Below are 18,099 nucleotides of genomic sequence, written 5' to 3'. Positions count from 1 at the left end.
TTCCTCTATTTCCCTGTCGAACCAAATCCACCAGTACGCACGCCGTCTGCTTCATCTCCATCGGCAATCAAGAATGGTGCAAAGACAGCCTGAACCACACGTTCTCCAACTTCAAGAACAACTTCTTGATCGGTGATGTTTTTCATCTGAGCAAAGATATGGCCTTCATTTCCTGGATTGCCATAATAGTCTCCATCGATAACGCCCACAGAGTTGATTAAGACCAGGCCTTTTTTACGAGGGTTAGAGGAACGGTCATAGAGATAGAGCACCTCAGTCGGTTGCATATAGGCCTTGACCCCAGTTGGAACGAGGACGATTTCCCCAGGAGCAATCACCGTGCGTTCTGCCACTTTTAAGTCATAGCCGGCCGCATGCGCTGTCTCCCGCTTTGGCAGCAAGTCCAGATTAGTATAGGTTGATACAAGTTCAAATCCACGAATTTTTGTCATCATAATTCCTCTTTTATCTAAATAGTTTCCATCTCTTCTATTATACCATCACTTTGCCCTATCGTCTCCCCTATACTACTATTCGTATTTTTTGAGTAAAAACCTCCTTTTTCACCTTCATTATTTGTAAATTATATGATGATTTCATGGTTGTTTTCTAAAAGAAAGTGAAAATTAATGAAACAGCTTAAAAACACCTAATTTCACCGATTTTAGCTTGAAGCCAATTATTATTTTTGCTATAATTCCCTGTGTAGGGAATAATTTTAAAAGTAAAATATTTTACCCTATAAAATTATTTAATGGAAGTCGTGTCTCAGCACTCGATTCTAATTACCAACAGATAGGATTTGAAAGATCCATATCGTTAAAAGTAATCAGGTATTGATGATTAGGCACTAATTTTTTTATGAAAAGGGAAGATAAGATGAAGAATAGGAATATCAAAATTTTCTCATTTGTCCTTTGTTTAGTGGCCATGCTTTTCGCTTTAGGTCTGAATCGCACTTCAGCAGAAACTCCTGGAGTGACAGTAAGCGGAAAATGGGTCGATACAATTTCAAACATACAAGTTTCCAATAATGAAGGCGGCAACCTTGATTGGGAATTAGGACAATGGGCAACGTTCCGTATTAATGCAACATATGATTTAGCAGGTAAAAATGTTAAAGCAGGTGACCAAACTACAGTTACCGTACCAGATGCATTAATTATCACATCCGATAGTTTTGAAATTCGCGATATTAACACAAATGAAATTATCGCTCATGCTACTGTTGATGCTGAAAATAAAAAATTATCATTAACGTATACAGACTATGTTGAAAAACATTCCGATACAAATGGATCGTTCTTCTTCTATGCCCGTATCGACTTCAAAAAGCACCCTCAACAAGGAGAAATTCCGGTTGAAGTGACGGTTAACAACAAAACAATTATTGCAGGTAAAGTTACCTTTAAAGGGGTTGGTGATGGTGATCCAAACCTTTTAAAGAAAACAAGTTGGGTTCACAAAGATGACCCTAAGACTATTTCCTATACCATTTCTGTGAACCAACTAAAGCAAAATATTAAAGAGGTTACAGTAGAAGACACATTGCAATTTACCAATGCTTCTTATGTTAAAGATAGTTTTCGTGTGACAAAAGGTGAGATGTCTTATGTCGATGGTGGATGGCAATTTAATAATACTAAGGATGTAACCAATGAACATCCTGTAACTGTTGGTGAAAATGGTCAATCATTTGTTGTGAATCTTGGAGATATTAGTGAGACGGATCAATACCGTATTACGTATGATGTTCATTTAAATTACTCACCAGTCGATGGGGAAATCTTAAATAACCAGGCTACTTTAAAAGGTAAGAACATCGATACTAAAGAAGCAGTAAATAAAGCTGCCGTTCAAATTGCAGGAGGATCTGGTGTCGGTTATGTCTTTACAATTCATGTCCACAAGGTAAACGATGAAAGCCAGCCGCTTGCTGGAGCTAAGTTTAAAATCGTTCGTCAAGCCAACAACCAAGTGATTGGGGAATACGTTACAGATGAGAACGGAGATATTACGGTTAATGCTCTCTTAAAAGATAAGTACATCTTAACAGAAACCGAGGCTCCTGCGGGTTATACGATCAAGGAGGCTGATACCGTCGTAAATGCTGAAGATTTTGGTAAGGACCATAAGGTTACGAAGACGATCGTCAATCCAAAAGAACAGACAACGACGACTACAACAACCACTACAACTACGACGACTACAACGACAACTCAAGAGCCGACTACCACTACAACGACAACTCAAGAGCCGACTACGACGACAACAACAACTGAGGAACCTGCACCTACTACCACTACAACAACTCCAGAGTCAACAACAACTTCAACGACAACTGAAGAACCTACTACAACAACGACTACGACTCAAGAGCCAACAACTACAACAACGACGACAGAAGGTCCAAAACCTACGCCGACAACCACTACAACTACAACGACGACTACAACTACGTCTGAAAAACCAGGGCCTACGCCGACTACGACAACAACGCCAGAGGGGCCAACAACGACTACGACCAAACCTGGTAACCCAGGTGATTCTGACACCACAACTTCAAACGGAGGTCGCAAGACATTCCTTCCGAAAACAGGTGAAGCAGTCGCTACTGGTGTTATCTTGATCGGCGTTGCCATCCTATCAGGAGCCGTCATCTTGAAACGCAAGATTTCTAATAACTAATCGTTCGCAAGTGCGGATCATATAAAAAAAGAATCGCATCCAATTGGATGCGATCTTTTTTTGTGCTTATAACAGTTTTTGATACTCTCGAACCTTATTGTCCTTCATTACTTCTGCTTCTTCTCATTTGAATGACAAGGTAAGCAACGGAAACAATGGATAGCAAGGCACCTAGGATCACTCCTTTTTGTCTAAAGATGAATTCAACCTTGTGATTTCCCTTTGAGATTGGGAAGGATAAGAATGCATTCCATGCTTTTTCGGTTTTGACAAACTTCCCATCCACTTTCACTTTCCAGCCATCGCTGTATGGAATAGAAGTCATCATATAGTTACTATCATCTGTGATAGACACATCACCAACAATATGGGTATTTGAAAACTTGGTTACTTGTAAACCTTGTTTCTTCCGGTTTTCTAATACCTGTTGAATCTGATCAACGTCGGCACGATAAACACCTGCATTGCTCATATCAATGTGATCTGTTCTAAATCTAAATTCAATAACGGTTTCTTGGTTTTCAGTTTGATCTGTCAACTGCCAAATTTGTCTTTGCGTAAAAATTTTAGCATTGAGCAACCATTTATTATTGAGTAAAACCGAGTAATCTTGGTTTTGGATCAAAGATACAGGAGTAAAGAAATAATAGGTGTAATTGGTACGCGGAGTGACCTTATAACGAATAATAGCATCTTTTGACGAATCCGCTCTCTTATAGATGGCTTCTCCCGTTTCCTTATTGACCTTTTCTTCAATCACATTTTCGGTCTCGATCGAGCTGAACGCCAAAGGTTTAAAGTACTCAACGGTATCATTATTGGCCTTTTGATGCCCCTCCATGGAGTTCAAAATGATATTCTGGTTAGCAAAGGCATTATTGGCACCAAATTGAATATTTCTTACCAGACTGTTAGTCCCGTATGCAAGTGGGAAGGAATTTGGATTCTTATAGACGACATAACGCTTGTCCTCATAGACCTTGTCTGTGAAATAGCGATGCAGATCAAAGCGGTCTGTAAATCGATAAAAGTACATCTTATCTGGATTGGCTTCAATCTCTTTGGGATCAAAATCCTTGGCACTCATAAAGTAACGAACACCATATAAAGCATCTGTCAAAGGTGTCCCATTTGAATATTGAGTCGCCGCATTGACACCCAGATCTCCCATGAAAGCAAAGTGATCCATGGTGCTACGTTCCAAACTTGAGCTAAAGGTACTTAAGCCTGGATAGGACACCAAGGAAGGAACTGTTCTGGAATAGGCAAAATCTGCGGCAATCCGATAGAATTTTTGATCTGCATTTTCTTGGATATTGTCTGTCACGCGCTTGACCGAAACGGTCGCATCTGCAAACTTGTGCACATCATCATACCCAAATGTTACTTGGGACAAATACGCATTATAGCCAAACTCAAAAATTGTCAGCACAGATACGACAATCATGGACAAACGTGAGATCTTAAAGTTTAGGATGAAGAGAATGCTCAAGTAGAGCATCGCTGTAATCCCCACTTGCGACAAGAGATAACCTGTCTTTAATAAGACGGCAGCTAGTACTAGAAATACTGCTGCTAGAGCCATTCGAATCATTTTTTCCAATTGGCTCTTCTGAGATTTTTCCCAATACGCATAGAAGATGAAGCAGGTCACTGCTGCTATTCCCAGAACACTTAGAATAGAGAACTTAGAGAGGAAACGACTGATCGCTTGCGGTTGGGTCTTTGAGATAAAACTATACTGATGGAAATAGAGATAAACCACCGACAAGAGCAAGCCCAAGCCGATGATGCAGTTAGTTCGTTTGGAAATAACGATCTTCTGCTTCATCGCTTGATAAGCTAGGACTAGTATAAAGAATGAAAATAGCCAAGAAAAACGGAAGAAGAAACCGGCTGGGTTTTGTCCCATATGCCATATCTTACTGACAAATTCATTGACAAAGGAAATCAGGAAAATGAGGGTAACAATCCCTGCAGCCCATTTTTTGGCTTTTCCAACTTTTTGCGATAGGAAATAAAAGATAAAACCAAGAAAGCCGAGCGCTCCAATATAAATATTGGGAAGGTTGGGACCCGCTGACCACCCTGATGTCGTATCAAAGCCACCAACAACCAACTTAGAAAGAATATCTAAAGGGTTAATTTGGAAGGCAAATGAGAAGCTCATGCCTCCACCAACTTGCCCCTTACTTTCAATCAGGTTGAAAAATACAGGCAAGAGCAAGACTGAAGCTGTTGCAATCCCAATAATCGAATAGATCACCGCTTGCAATAAAGGGATACTAAAGTTTTTAATCTTTGCCTTTAGATCTCCCTCAACCAGCAATCTTGGCGATACATAGTAGCAGGCATACAGAGCGATGAAAATGGAGATCATATAGCCCATATAAAACTGAAGCAAGACCGTCAATCCCAGAGCAAAAGCATAGCGATAAGGAGATTTCCCATCTAATAATTCTTCCAAATACACAATCACAATAGGAAGCATGATCATGGCATCATAGAAGATGACGTTCATCTGATAAGAAACCAACATTCCTGACAAGGCATAGGCTGTCGAGAATAATGGAACCAACCATTTTCTAGATTCTAATCCTTTGTAGCGCTTGATTAAAAGGAAAGCAAAGGATAGACCGATTGCCCCGTAGCGGAGCCAAATGGTTAAAAATACTGCTGCTCCAAAATATTTGAGGGGAGCTAGAATATAGATGATGTTGAAGGGACTCATTAAATAGTAGCCGAGCACACCGATCATATCTCCACCAAGAGACTTGGTGAAAGAATAACTCAAACTAGATAGATCCCCCGTCAAGATGGCATTTTTTAGCAAGCCAAAGAAACTGATATATTGCTGTCCAAAGTCAACAGCCATCAGACTCTTGCTTCCAAAAGGATACATCCCTATAAAAGCCCACACAATGAGCATGATGGTCATTGGGAGCAGGGCACTTGTAGCATAGAGAACTTTCTTTGGATGTTTTTTCCAAAACTCTTGCCAACGCATGAACCAGATTAACATGTTTTCTCCTATCTTCTTTAGCCGATATGATTTTTCTTCGCTTGTTCGATATTGGTCTCTTCAATGATGAAATGAGGACGACGCTTCACTTCGTAATAGATCTTGCCAATATACTCTCCAAGAATTCCGATGAAGATGAGTTGCACTCCGCTAAATAATATAATAGCCGCAATCGTTGTGAAATAACCACTCACATAATTCCCAGCAGCGAAGATATATTTCATCAACTCAAAAACTAGATATAAAAGAGCCAGCCCTAAACAGATGAAACCGAATTGAATACAAACACGGAGAGGACGATCGTTAAAAGAAATAATTCCTTGAATCGCATAATTCAAAGATTTCTTAAAACCAAACTTGCTCTTTCCAGCCTTACGGGTTTCATTCTTATAAGGAATTACTTTCTCTTTAAAACCAATCCATTCATACAAACCTTTATTAAAGCGATTGTACTCTGGCATTGACACAAAGGCTTCCATGGCTTTTCGGCTAAGCAGTCTTAATTCAGATTTCCCATCTGTTAGGTGCACATCCATGGAGCGATTTGACAAAAAGTAAAACAAACGTGCAAAGGAACTTCCTACAAAAGATTCTCCTTCACGAGTTCGTTGGCCACTAACAATATCATAGCCCTCATTATAAGCTTCTAAGAATAAGGGAATCAAGTATGGTGGATGCTGGAGATCCCCGTCCATGACCATCACCGCATCCCCACTGGCATATTTAAAACCAGCCAAGATACCACTCTCTCGTCCAAAATTTCGACTGAAACGGATATATTTGATGCGGTCGTTTTCTCTTGCAAATTCTTCAATTAACTCAAAGGTCTTGTCACTACTTCCATCATCGATGTAGAGGATTTCATAATCAGAGAGCTCTTTCCCTAACATTTGCTCAAGCTGATTAGAAATTTCACGATGGGTTTGAGGAAGTACCAGCTCCTCATTCAAGAGGGTTATTAAGATTGATAATTTCATCCCTTTTCTCCATAATACATTCCCAAAAAAGAGAGAGCTCATGCTCTCCCCTTATGTAGAAACTCATTGTTTATTTAATAGACAATTTTCGTTTCAATACGACTGCACCTGCTAACACAAAGGCTCCTGAGAATACAAATCCAGTTGCTGCAACTTCACCTGTATTAGGAAGAAGCGCTTTACGCCCTCCTCCATTGTTTCCACCTTTTGGTCCTGGTTTTCCAGTCGTGGTCGTCGTGGTTGATCCTTCACTTCCTGGAGTCACCGGTTTCTCTGGAGTTGTCGTTGTGGTTGTCGTTGGCGTTGGTTCTGCAGTAGTCGTTGTGGTTGTCGTTGGCGTTGGTTCTGCAGTAGTCGTTGTTGTGGTCGTTGGCTCTGCAGTTGTTGTGGTTGAAGTAGTCGTCGGCTCTGCAGTTGTTGTGGTTGAAGTAGTCGTCGGCTCTTCTGTTGTCGTAGTTGAAGTAGTCGTCGGCTCTTCTGTTGTCGTAGTTGAAGTAGTCGTCGGCTCTTCTGTTGTTGTGGTTGTAGTAGTCGTCGGCTCTTCTGTTGTCGTAGTTGTAGTAGTCGTCGGCTCTTCTGTTGTCGTGGTTGTAGTAGTCGTCGGCTCTTCTGTTGTCGTAGTTGTAGTAGTCGTCGGCTCTGCAGTAGTCGTTGTGGTTGTCGTTGGCTCTGCAGTAGTCGTTGTGGTTGTCGTTGGCTCTGCAGTAGTCGTCGTTGTGGTTGTCGTTGGCTCTGCAGTAGTCGTTGTGGTTGTCGTTGGCTCTGCAGTAGTCGTTGTGGTTGTCGTTGGCTCTGCAGTAGTCGTCGTTGTTGTTGTTGGCTCTGCAGTAGTCGTCGTTGTTGTCGTTGGTTCTGCAGTAGTCGTGGTGGTGGTTGTTGGTTCTGCAGTAGTTGTTGTCGTTGTCGTTGGTTCTGCAGTAGTCGTGGTGGTGGTTGTTGGTTCTGCAGTAGTTGTTGTGGTTGTTGTAGTCGTGGTGGTTGTTGTAGTTGTTGTAGTTGTAGTTGTTTTTTGGTCTACAATATTCTTAGCTACAGGAGCTTTTGGTGTTTTGAATTCACCAGCTTCAACTACAGTATCAGCTGCCAACTCATAACCTTCTGGAGCTTTAACTTCTTTAATGATGTATTTGTCACGCAAGATGTTCTTAACAGTGAATTCACCATTAGCATCTGACTCAAACTCACCAATGATATCTTGGTTAGTTGCACGGATAACTTGGAATTTCGCACCTTTAAGTGGAGCACCGTTTTCGTCTACTTTTTTCACTTGAATGCTAAATTCGTAACCGACACCTTCACCACCAGCGATTTGGATGTTTACTTTACTATTTGAAGGGTACTCCTCTTTGTTATCACCTTTGATTGTCGCTGTATTCTTAATTTGTTCGCCGTCAACAGTTTCATAGTTAGCAACTGCTTCATATTCTACTGCAAAGTGATCGTTAGCAGAAATATTACCAAAGTCAATAGAGAATGACTTATCTGTTGCATTTACTGTATAGTTAGCAGTAACGTCTTGTTTATTTGTAAGCGTCCATTTACCACCACTATATACCCAAGTACCTTTGAAGATTTTGAAACTGCCAGCTTTGTAGGTAACCCCTGCTGATGCTATTGAATCTGAAAGGACTGCATTGTTGATTGCTTCGTTAGTTCTGTTTACAGAGATACGGAATCCAAGGTTTTTGTGATCTCCATTATCCCAACCAGATTTGATGATTGTGTAACGTTTACCTTCACCAACTGTTGTACTTGTTACTTTACCGTTGAATTTTACATTACCGTTAACAGAAACCTTAACAGGAACTTCACCATCATTTGGGAATTTATCTTTGTTAACACCAGCGTAGAAGAAGAATGAACCTGAAACGTCATTTTTCGTTTGAGCGAAATCTGTGAATGTCAAGACAATCTTACCAGTTTTTGCATCAACTTTTGCATCGGCAATCTTTTTACCAGTGATTGTATCGTTGATTTCAAAATCCTGAGACTTGATATCGATTGGTCCATCGATAGTGACTTCAGTTGTATCCCCTGCTTTAACATTTTTTCCTTCTAAAGCAAATTTTGCATTCAGACGGAAAGTGTCATAACGACCTAGACCGGTTGCTAATTCTTCACCTTTGCTATTTTGGATCTTGATCTCCGTGATGACATCGACTTTTTTAGACGTTTCCGCCTGTACAGTTTTAGAAAAAAGTGTCAATGACACAATCAATAGCGAACAAACTATTGACAAATAAACTGCTAACTTTTTCATTTTTTCTCCCTTTCTAGGCTGATTTTTTATAAATCAACGCATATAATATAGCAAAACATAGTGAGAAAGTCAAGATTATTGAACAAAAAATCCATCTTTTGTATATTTAAGGGCTATTTGGCTTGTGAATTTTTTCTAAATAAACCTCCCTCTTTCAAACAATTATTTTTCCAGAATCAGCACATCTTTTGTAGATAAGTTGCTCTCTTTATACCCTGATTTTTTATAGAGGTTTAGAGTGGCTGTTTCAGAATAGCCATTTTTTTCCTCTTGCATTTCCCTTGGAACTACCACTATGTCAATCTTAGAATCAAGCTTTTTGTCATTATGGTAGAAAATATCATACAATTTTTCATGGCTGCGAAGACTCGGCGTATAGCCACCTGCTGCTAAGACCGCTTTATCTTTAGGGATAGCCTGCAGGGTCTTTTCGAGCCCATCAAAATAGTCTTTGCGTGTTTGATAGTATTGGATTTCAAAACTCCAATTATGCGTGAAACTATATAGAATGGCGCTTGAAAAAATGATGGAAGAAGCTAGTAGAGCCACCAATACATTATCTGATGCCGACTGGTTCTTGCTTAATTGATCGATAGACAATAAAGCCATCAAAAATAGAAGCGTGACCGAACCATAGCTATACTGAAAACCAATATCATATTGGTAAGGCCAATCCATCAATAAATTAATGAGAAAAAGAGGCAACATCAGAAAATAGGTAGACCAACGTCGCTGAATCAGTGGTAAAAAGCTAAAAGGAAAAAGGACCAAAAAGAGGTAACCAAGTCGTTTCGCTGTAAATAAACTTCCCAAAACATAAAGCGGATTTAGGACTACATTTTTCACAACCATCAGGAGGCCGTTTTCGCCACTTAATAATAGATTATTGTATCGAGAAACCATAGCTCCCTCGCCATATCTTGCTAAGAGGAACATGGCAAGTGCAAAATAAAGTATTGGCAAGGCAAACAAGCTGAGATACAACCACTTTTTAAACTTGGCCTCGAATGTAAAACGACGTTGAAAAGCAAAATAAAGTCCTAAGGACAGCACGTAGACAAAGGCATCCTCTTTCACAAAAAGGAGCAACAAGGTGAACAAGATAGTTCTTCCACGCCACTGAGAAATCAGGCTGTAGAACAACCAAAGTATCAATGGAGGCAAAAAACAATTTTCATGCAAATGGAATCCACCACTCGTTGTCATGACCGGAGTCACAAAAAAGAGGGCAAGCACGAGTGGCGTCATGACTTTTGGCAATTGTATTTTCTTTAGAATCAAACAAAGCGGGATAACTGCAGAAAAGACAATCACTGTTTGAGCGATATCTAATGTTTCCACATAAGGAAATAGCATATAAAAGGGCAAGATCAAATAATAAATAGGAGAAATATGGACTCCAAAATGCGATAAGGCCCTATCTCTTTCAAGGGTGGTAACTTGTGAAAAATCATGTCTCATTCTCTCAAACATCTGTGAAAAGATTCCAATATCAAAAGAAGAGACCGCATTGGCTTTAATCTTATAATAGGCAACAATCGATAGATAGAGCACATAGAAAACACCACCGATTAGTGTCACCACTGTGAGTCTTCGAACCCAGGTTTCATTAACTTTAGCCAAAGAAACCTTGGAGAGAAGAAAACCGATCAGGACGGCAACGATAACGGCTACTAATACTGGCCAAATCAAAGTAGGCAACTTCGATTCAGAAATCGTAAACGTAAAGATTCCCAGTTCCTTATCTTGAAGATTGGCACTGGTTTGTAGCAACAATTTCGGAAAAGACAAGACATCTACCGCTAAGAAGATATAAGCGATTGTTTCTTTTCCTAAATAAAAATATAGAAACAAGACCAGTGAGAGCAACACTAGGCCCAATGACATAAAGAGACTCGGACTTTTCAAAATAGAAATAAATAGGATACCTGCCGCGATCCAGAGATTCAATTTTTGTATGCAGATATACTTCTTACTCTCCGTCAAAAACCAAAGAATAGGATAACTAATGAACAAAGCAAGCACTGTATGGGTCCATCCCACTTTACCCAGTTCTAGAAATAATTCCTTTGTTGAAAAACTCAATAGATTGACCATCATGGCCACAAAATAAGAACCTAGAAGCAACCATAAATAGTTAAGGTTCATTGTCTTAGCAAGTTTCATTTCTATCAATACCTCCCAATTGTAGTTCCTATTCTAGCACAAAACCCTTACTATTTCTAGATAGTAATAACCATACCAAAAGAGAGGTTGATACCAATTCAACCTCTCTTTTTCTTATAATTCCTGTAATAAATAACGGAAGAGTTCTAAATTCCCTTTTTCTTCATTGACCAAGTATTCTGGATGCCACTGCAAGCCCATAATACGATGGCCATCTACTGCTTCAATCGCTTCGATGGTGTGATCACGCGGATCAAAGGCAGTCGCACGGAAATTTGGTGCAAGATCCTTGATACTTTGACGGTGAACGGAATTGATCCGACTAGCCTGACCAAAGAGTTGCTCTACCACACTACCTTTTTTAGTCTCGATAGAATGGGAAGTCCCAAACGGAAGTCCTTGCCAATGACCTTCGATCTCTTGGTTAAGTGTTCCTCCAAAAGCCACATTGATCAACTGAACCCCACGGCAGATTCCTAGAACCGGTTTGTTTTGGCGAACTGCTTCCTTCAGTAGGGCAAGCTCAAATTGGTCACGTTCGATATTGTAATCATCACTTTCGATGGTTTTTTCTTCGCCATAGAGACTAGGATCGACATTTTGACCTCCACTTAGGATCAACTTGTCAATCGTTTCAACATAGTCCTTAACCAAGGAAGGATCTCCCATCGGGATGACCATTGGAAGTCCCCCTGCTTGACGGATCCCTTCCGCAAATTGACTAGACACGGAGGAATGAAGGTTTTTCCCTTCCGGGTCAACCGGACAGAGATTAGCGGATACTCCAACAATTGTTCTGCACATATTCATTCCTCCTTCATTTTAACTACTACTTATCTTACCACCCATTAGTGATAGTGTCTAATATGTATTTTTTAAAACCGTGATAGATTTTATTTATCACCCTCACCTTCCTCACAAAACAATTGATGATCATACAAGTTTTTTTACCTATATTATGTTAAAATAGAGAGGAAAATAGAATCGTCCTTCAAGGCACACATTAGGCCGTTTGGAAGGCGCAAGCGCTAGATTCCTAGCCTTGTTGAAAAATAGACATAGAAATGGAAGATACAATGGAAAAACAAACCGTTGCAGTATTGGGTCCTGGTTCATGGGGAACAGCCCTTTCACAAGTCCTCAATGATAACGGCCATGAAGTCCGTCTCTGGGGAAATATCCAAGAACAAATCGATGAAATTAATACCACTCATACCAATCAACGCTATTTCAAAGACATCGTTATTAGCGATCAAATTACTGCTACAACTGATCTGAAAGCAGCTTTGGACGGTGTGGATGCTATCCTTTTTGTCGTTCCTACAAAGGTGACCCGCCTGGTCGCTAAACAAGTCGCTGAAACACTGGATCACCCTGTCACAGTCATGCACGCTTCTAAAGGGCTAGAACCTGGTACACACGATCGGATTTCTCAAATCCTTGAAGAAGAAATTCCTGCTTCTCTTCGCAGTGAAGTAGTGGTCGTTTCTGGACCGAGTCATGCAGAGGAGACCATTGTACGGGACATCACCCTCATTACAGCTGCCTCAAAAGATTTAGAAGCTGCACGCTATGTTCAAGAACTCTTTAGCAATCACTACTTCCGCCTCTATACCAATACAGATGTTATCGGAGTGGAAACTGCTGGAGCCTTGAAAAATATCATCGCGGTCGGAGCTGGAGCCCTGCACGGTCTTGGTTATGGGGACAATGCTAAAGCAGCTATCATCACGCGCGGTCTCGCTGAAATCACGCGTCTTGGCGTTAAGCTAGGAGCTAGCCCCTTGACCTATAGCGGTTTGTCTGGGGTTGGTGACTTGATCGTTACCGGTACTTCTGTACATTCCCGCAACTGGCGAGCTGGGGATGCTCTCGGACGTGGTGAAAAATTGGAAGACATCGAAGCCAACATGGGCATGATCATTGAAGGGATCTCTACGACCAAAGTCGCCCACGAGCTGGCCCAAGAATTGGATGTCTACATGCCGATTACACAAGCCATTTACCAAGTCATCTATGAAGGAAAAGATATCCGCGAAGCCATCCACCACATGATGAGCAATGAATTTAAAGAAGAAAATGAGTGGAAATAAGTCAACCACCCTAACATCAATCCTACCTTTTAGAAAGGAAACTATATGACTAAAGTTAGAAAAGCAGTCATTCCTGCGGCTGGTTTGGGGACACGCTTCCTCCCAGCTACCAAAGCTTTGGCAAAGGAAATGTTGCCAATCGTTGACAAACCTACGATCCAATTTATCGTAGAAGAGGCTCTGAAATCTGGGATTGAGGAAATCCTTGTCGTAACAGGGAAGGCCAAACGTTCGATCGAAGACCATTTCGATTCTAACTTCGAATTGGAATACAATCTCGAGCAAAAAGGCAAGACTGACTTACTCAAGTTGGTCAATGATACAACAGCGATCAATCTTCATTTCATCCGCCAAAGTCACCCTCGAGGTTTAGGGGACGCTGTTCTTCAAGCCAAAGCCTTTGTTGGAAACGAGCCTTTTGTCGTTATGTTGGGAGATGATCTCATGGACATCACTAATGATGATGCCTTGCCATTGACCAAACAATTGATGAACGACTACGATGAAACCCATGCGTCAACCATCGCTGTGATGGAAGTCCCTCACGAAGAGGTTTCTTCTTACGGTGTGATCGCACCTCAAGGAGAAGGTATTAACGGTCTTTATAGCGTTGAAACTTTTGTCGAAAAACCAAACCCAGAGGATGCTCCAAGTGATCTCGCCATTATCGGACGCTACCTCTTGACTCCTGAAATCTTTGATATTCTTGCAAATCAAGAACCAGGTGCTGGCAATGAAATTCAATTGACGGATGCGATCGACACCCTCAATAAGACCCAACGAGTCTTTGCCCGTGAATTTAAAGGCCAACGCTACGATGTAGGTGATAAATTCGGCTTCATGAAAACTTCGATCGACTATGCCTTGAAACACCCTCAAGTCAAAGATGATCTTAAACAATATATTATTGACCTTGGAAAAAAATTAGAAGCAACTGAACAAACTGCAGACTAATCATTTTCAAATCTACAGAATACAAAAGAGACTGGCCATATCATGTAAGTGAACCGCACCCCAAAAGTTAGACAGAAAAAATCTAACTTTTGGGGTGTTTTTATTATGAAATTGACATATAAGGATAAGGTTCAAATATATGAACTTAGAAAACAAGGGCGAAGCTTCAAAGAGCTTTCAAATATATTCGGGATAAATATTCCTAATCTTAGGTACATGATTAAATTGATTGATCGTTACGGTATAGAGTTCGTCAAAAAGGGGAAGAATCGTTATTATTCTCCTAAATTAAAACGAGAAATTATTGATAAAGTTCTGCTTGAAGGTCGTTCACAAATAAGGGTGTCTCTAGATTATGCTCTCCCAAACCAAGGAATGCTTCCAAATTGGCTGGCACAATACAAGAAAAATGGGTATACTATTGTTGAGAAAACAAGAGGGAGAGCACCTAAAATGGGACGCAAGCCAAAGAAAAAACCTGAAGAAATGACAGAGTTAGAACGTCTTCAAGCAGAAAATGAATACCTGAGAGCGGAGAATGCTGTTCTAAAAAAGTTGAGAGAACTCCGATTGAAGGAGGAAAAAGAGCAAGAAGAAAAACGGAAATTGTTCAAGGATTAGTAACAGAGTTTTCTTTAGATATCCTTCTAAAGATTATTAAGCTTGCCCGTTCAACTTATTATTATCACTTAAAACAGCTGGATCAAAGCGATAAGGATGATCAAGTTAAAGCTGAAATTCAGTTAATTTATACTGAGCATAAAGGAAATTACGGCTATCGTCGCATGACTCTAGAATTACGAAATCGTGGCTTCGTAGTGAACCATAAGAAGGTGCAGCGTCTTATGAAAGTACTTGGTTTAACGGCTCGAATTCGCCGTAAACGGAAGTATTCTTCATACCAAGGAGAGGTTGGCAAGAAAGCAGATAACCTTATTCAACGTCAATTTGAAGCAACCAAACCAATGCAAAAGTGCTACACAGATGTGACAGAATTTGCCATTCCAGCAAGCAGTCAAAAGCTTTATTTATCACCAGTTTTAGATGGCTTTAACAGCGAAATTATCTCCTACAATCTTTCTACTTCGCCGAACTTAGTACAAATGAAAGCTATGCTAGAACAAGCCTTTACAGCGAACCATTACGAAAATACAATTCTCCATAGTGACCAAGGATGGCAATACCAACATGATTTCTATCATCATTTTTTAAAGAATAAGGGAATCCAACCATCTATGTCACGTAAGGGAAATAGCCCAGATAACGGTATGATGGAATCTTTCTTTGGCATTCTTAAGTCTGAAATGTTTTATGGTTATGAGAATACGTTTCAGTCACTTGAGCACTTGGAACAAGCTATTGTCGACTATATTGATTACTACAACAACAAACGAATTAAGGTAAAACTAAAAGGACTTAGTCCTGTACAATACAGAACTAAATCCTTTGCTTAAATTAATTGTCTAACTTTTTGGGGTCAGTACAAAGAGCTTTGCTGCCTTACAATGGTCAGTTTTTTTATATAAAAAAGAGGCTGGATAAAAATCCGGCCTCTTTCGTTTCATTGGACTTGGTCCAATTCACTTTTTATTCTTATTGTTTAAGGATGAACATTGTAAGAATAATTGGTATTTGGGAAAGTTTCAATTTCGCCTGGATTAAAGTTAGAACCGAAGCGATTATTGTTGTTTACACTGTTTCCTACTACAGGAGCTTCAACCGGAGATTGAACTTTTTCTTCTGGCTTAACAGGCGTTTCTACTTTCGAAGATACAGCAGGTTGTTTATCCTTGTTAGCAGCATAGCCAAAGCGATTATTTGGATTTCCTTCTGCATTTGCTGGAATGTCTTTATTAGAAGGTGTTGCTACATAATCTGGAGCCGGAATTTTAATTTTGTTCACATCTTCATTGATTTGTGGTTTTTCTGGAACTTTTGGTGTATCTGGTTTCTTAGGTTCTTCAGGATCTTTATAATTATCTGGTTGAGAAGCACGATATGGATCAGATTTACGTCCAGCTGCCTCTAATTGTTTTTCCATTAATTTTTCATAATCTTTGAAGTGTTGGAAAAGACGATCAGACAATTCCAGTGCATCTTTTGTCACCTTATCTTCGGCAGCTTTTGCAGCTTCCGGTTGATCTTTCAACGCATAATATTCAATATCTTTCTTTTCTTGATCAACAATAAATTGTTTTTCAAGAGCTTTCCAGTGATCTTGGACTGATTTTCCAAAGACATCTTGGTTATTGATCGCCATATTGTCAATGTGCCATACTGTCCAATACCATGAATTTGGATCATAAGTTGCTGTTTGAGGTTTGAAAGCTTCGTAAGTATCTTTTAGATTACCATAGAATGGAACATAAGGAGTGTTCCGAGATGGTCCCATACCAAGCCATAACGTACCACCAAATGATTTTGGAAGTTTTGGATTGATTTGGTAGACATGGGCATCGATGACGTTTTCGTTTCCTAAAGCATACTTGTATTGGTCTTTACGAACCGCATCGTTGCTACCATTATCCCCTTGTTTCTTGACACCAATTTGATCGTCTGGAACAAAACGACCATTCAAATGTTCAAAACGGTTGCGTTGGAGAGCAAAGGCATCTTCCAAAGTAAATTTCTTGTTTGGATCTGTTGGTGAGCGGAAGAGTTCGTATTCATCATCTTCATAAGTCACTTTTGATTTTGGATCCAAAAGAGTGATTCCTGCGTAAGTACGTGAACGGTCTCCTTCAGCATATTTTTCTGGTCCATAAGATTTAGCGATATGGAAATTGCCATCTTTATCAGTCTTGTAACTACCTGATTCTTTGGCTACTTTTTCGACATCTTTCGAAGCGATCACATTTTCCTTGTCATTCAAATCCACATGACCAAGGTAGTAGGTATTGGCAAAAACTGCATATTTATCTTCTGGAACTTTAACAGCTACATATTGGTGTCCAGAAAGAATTTCCATGTACCAAGTTTCTTTCTGATCGGCAATAACAACTGTATTCCCCTCAGCTGAACCTTTTTCTTCAATGACTTTCGCAAGTAGTTCGATTCCTTCACGAGCAGACTTAACGCGTGGTAAAACCACGTCCAACATAGCAGCTTCTGGAATTCCCTTTTCTGTCAATGGGTCAGTCTTCAAGACTTTTTTATTTGGAATTGCTGTAACAGTTGAGGTCATAGAGACGCCGGCTTCGTTAAATCCATGTTCACCAAAGGCACCGTTACTACCATCTCCACGAGCAGAGTCATAAGTCGCTGTGTATTTCATTTCACTGGCAGCATGTGGATAGGTAAAACCATTGGATTCGTCTTCCAGTTGATCCCCTTCCTTATAGTTCTTCGCATCAACAACCACAAAGTTTTTGTTGTGCTTTCCACCATTTGGATAGTAAGGATAGTCTTCTGTCCGACCAAAGAGAGTGGTCCCATCCTTGGTCAATTGGCGACCAATGATAAAACCGCAACAGGCTTGAACAGCTTGAATTGGTAGGAGCAAAAGTGTCATCGCTACCAATGAGAGTTTTAACAACCATTTTTTCATGGCAAATCTCCTTTATTTTTGCACTACTTCTGACAAAATAGCACTATTTTTGATTTTTATATCTCCAGTTTACACCTTTCCTAAACCTTTTGCAAGCGCTTTCTATTTTGCATTTTTATACCTTTTTACCCATGATTACCTTCTCTATGGACCTAGCAATAGTGGGTCCACTTGACTCCTGCAAACATATTATAATAAATATATACAATTCTTTGCTTTTCAAACAATTTTCTGTTAGTTTACGATTGCGCTACATTTTTTAGAAAAAAAAGAGAGTGGGACAGAAATCGGTAATTCGTTAGAATTCGATTTCGTCGTCCCACCTCCGCACAGTTGAGTAGGGCTGTAAAAGCTGATGAAATCAGCGTAGTAGAGCCCACTCAACCACTGCG

At 40.1% G+C, this 18,099-nt stretch carries 11 protein-coding genes; 4 read left to right on the top strand and 7 right to left on the bottom strand.

Annotation, left to right across the window (positions count from 1 at the left end):
• Positions 1-5: 5 nt before the first annotated feature.
• Positions 6-452, bottom strand: a complete 447-nt coding sequence (locus tag QM870_RS04505) for a dUTP diphosphatase (protein ID WP_049514111.1) — start codon at positions 450-452, stop codon at positions 6-8.
• Positions 453-879: 427 nt separating this feature from the next.
• Between QM870_RS04505 and QM870_RS04500 the strand changes: the two genes are divergently transcribed.
• On the top strand, positions 880-2,688 hold the full coding sequence (locus tag QM870_RS04500; protein ID WP_414368790.1) for an Ig-like domain-containing protein: 1,809 nt from the start codon (positions 880-882) through the stop codon (positions 2,686-2,688).
• 94 nt (positions 2,689-2,782) lie between these two features.
• Here the strand turns inward: QM870_RS04500 and pgfM1 are convergent, their stop codons facing one another.
• The 5 genes from pgfM1 to QM870_RS04475 form a co-directional block, all read right to left on the bottom strand.
• Positions 2,783-5,710 (bottom strand): glycosyltransferase PgfM1, encoded by a 2,928-nt coding sequence (gene pgfM1, locus QM870_RS04495; protein WP_414368788.1) that lies wholly within the window; start codon positions 5,708-5,710, stop codon positions 2,783-2,785.
• A 17-nt stretch (positions 5,711-5,727) separates the two neighbouring features.
• On the bottom strand, positions 5,728-6,687 hold the full coding sequence (pgfS, locus tag QM870_RS04490; protein ID WP_023919773.1) for a glycosyltransferase PgfS: 960 nt from the start codon (positions 6,685-6,687) through the stop codon (positions 5,728-5,730).
• Between the two features lie 70 nt (positions 6,688-6,757).
• Positions 6,758-8,947, bottom strand: coding sequence for an Ig-like domain-containing protein (locus QM870_RS04485; RefSeq protein WP_414368786.1), 2,190 nt, complete (start codon positions 8,945-8,947; stop codon positions 6,758-6,760).
• Positions 8,948-9,109: 162 nt separating this feature from the next.
• Positions 9,110-11,113 carry a DUF2079 domain-containing protein gene (locus tag QM870_RS04480; RefSeq protein WP_414368784.1) on the bottom strand — a complete coding sequence of 668 codons (2,004 nt, stop codon included), beginning with the start codon at positions 11,111-11,113 and terminating at the stop codon, positions 9,110-9,112.
• 114 nt (positions 11,114-11,227) lie between these two features.
• A complete protein-coding gene (locus QM870_RS04475) occupies positions 11,228-11,917 on the bottom strand; it encodes a gamma-glutamyl-gamma-aminobutyrate hydrolase family protein (protein WP_003002057.1) in 690 nt (229 codons plus the stop codon).
• 272 nt (positions 11,918-12,189) lie between these two features.
• Here QM870_RS04475 and QM870_RS04470 point away from each other — a divergent pair, with 272 nt between their 5' ends.
• From QM870_RS04470 to QM870_RS04460, 3 genes are all read left to right on the top strand, one after another.
• Complete coding sequence (locus QM870_RS04470; RefSeq protein WP_118227777.1) at positions 12,190-13,206, top strand: NAD(P)H-dependent glycerol-3-phosphate dehydrogenase; 1,017 nt, start codon at positions 12,190-12,192, stop codon at positions 13,204-13,206.
• Between the two features lie 45 nt (positions 13,207-13,251).
• Complete coding sequence (galU, locus tag QM870_RS04465; RefSeq protein ID WP_049491186.1) at positions 13,252-14,160, top strand: UTP--glucose-1-phosphate uridylyltransferase GalU; 909 nt, start codon at positions 13,252-13,254, stop codon at positions 14,158-14,160.
• Between the two features lie 105 nt (positions 14,161-14,265).
• Positions 14,266-15,614 (top strand): IS3 family transposase gene (locus QM870_RS04460; RefSeq protein ID WP_105026051.1). Its coding sequence is split into 2 segments (ribosomal slippage): positions 14,266-14,716 and positions 14,716-15,614, totalling 1,350 coding nucleotides; the frame shifts between segments, so codons are not numbered across the junction.
• Between the two features lie 146 nt (positions 15,615-15,760).
• On the opposite strand, the gene QM870_RS04455 is transcribed toward QM870_RS04460, so the two are convergent.
• Entirely contained in the window at positions 15,761-17,707 is a 1,947-nt protein-coding gene (locus QM870_RS04455; protein WP_414368781.1) for a C69 family dipeptidase, read from the bottom strand.
• Positions 17,708-18,099 lie beyond the last annotated feature (392 nt).

The organism is Streptococcus parasanguinis (genome assembly GCF_047463195.1).
GTDB classification, from domain to species: Bacteria; Bacillota; Bacilli; order Lactobacillales; family Streptococcaceae; genus Streptococcus; species Streptococcus parasanguinis_R.
This window is presented reverse-complemented; position numbering and strand designations above follow the sequence as displayed.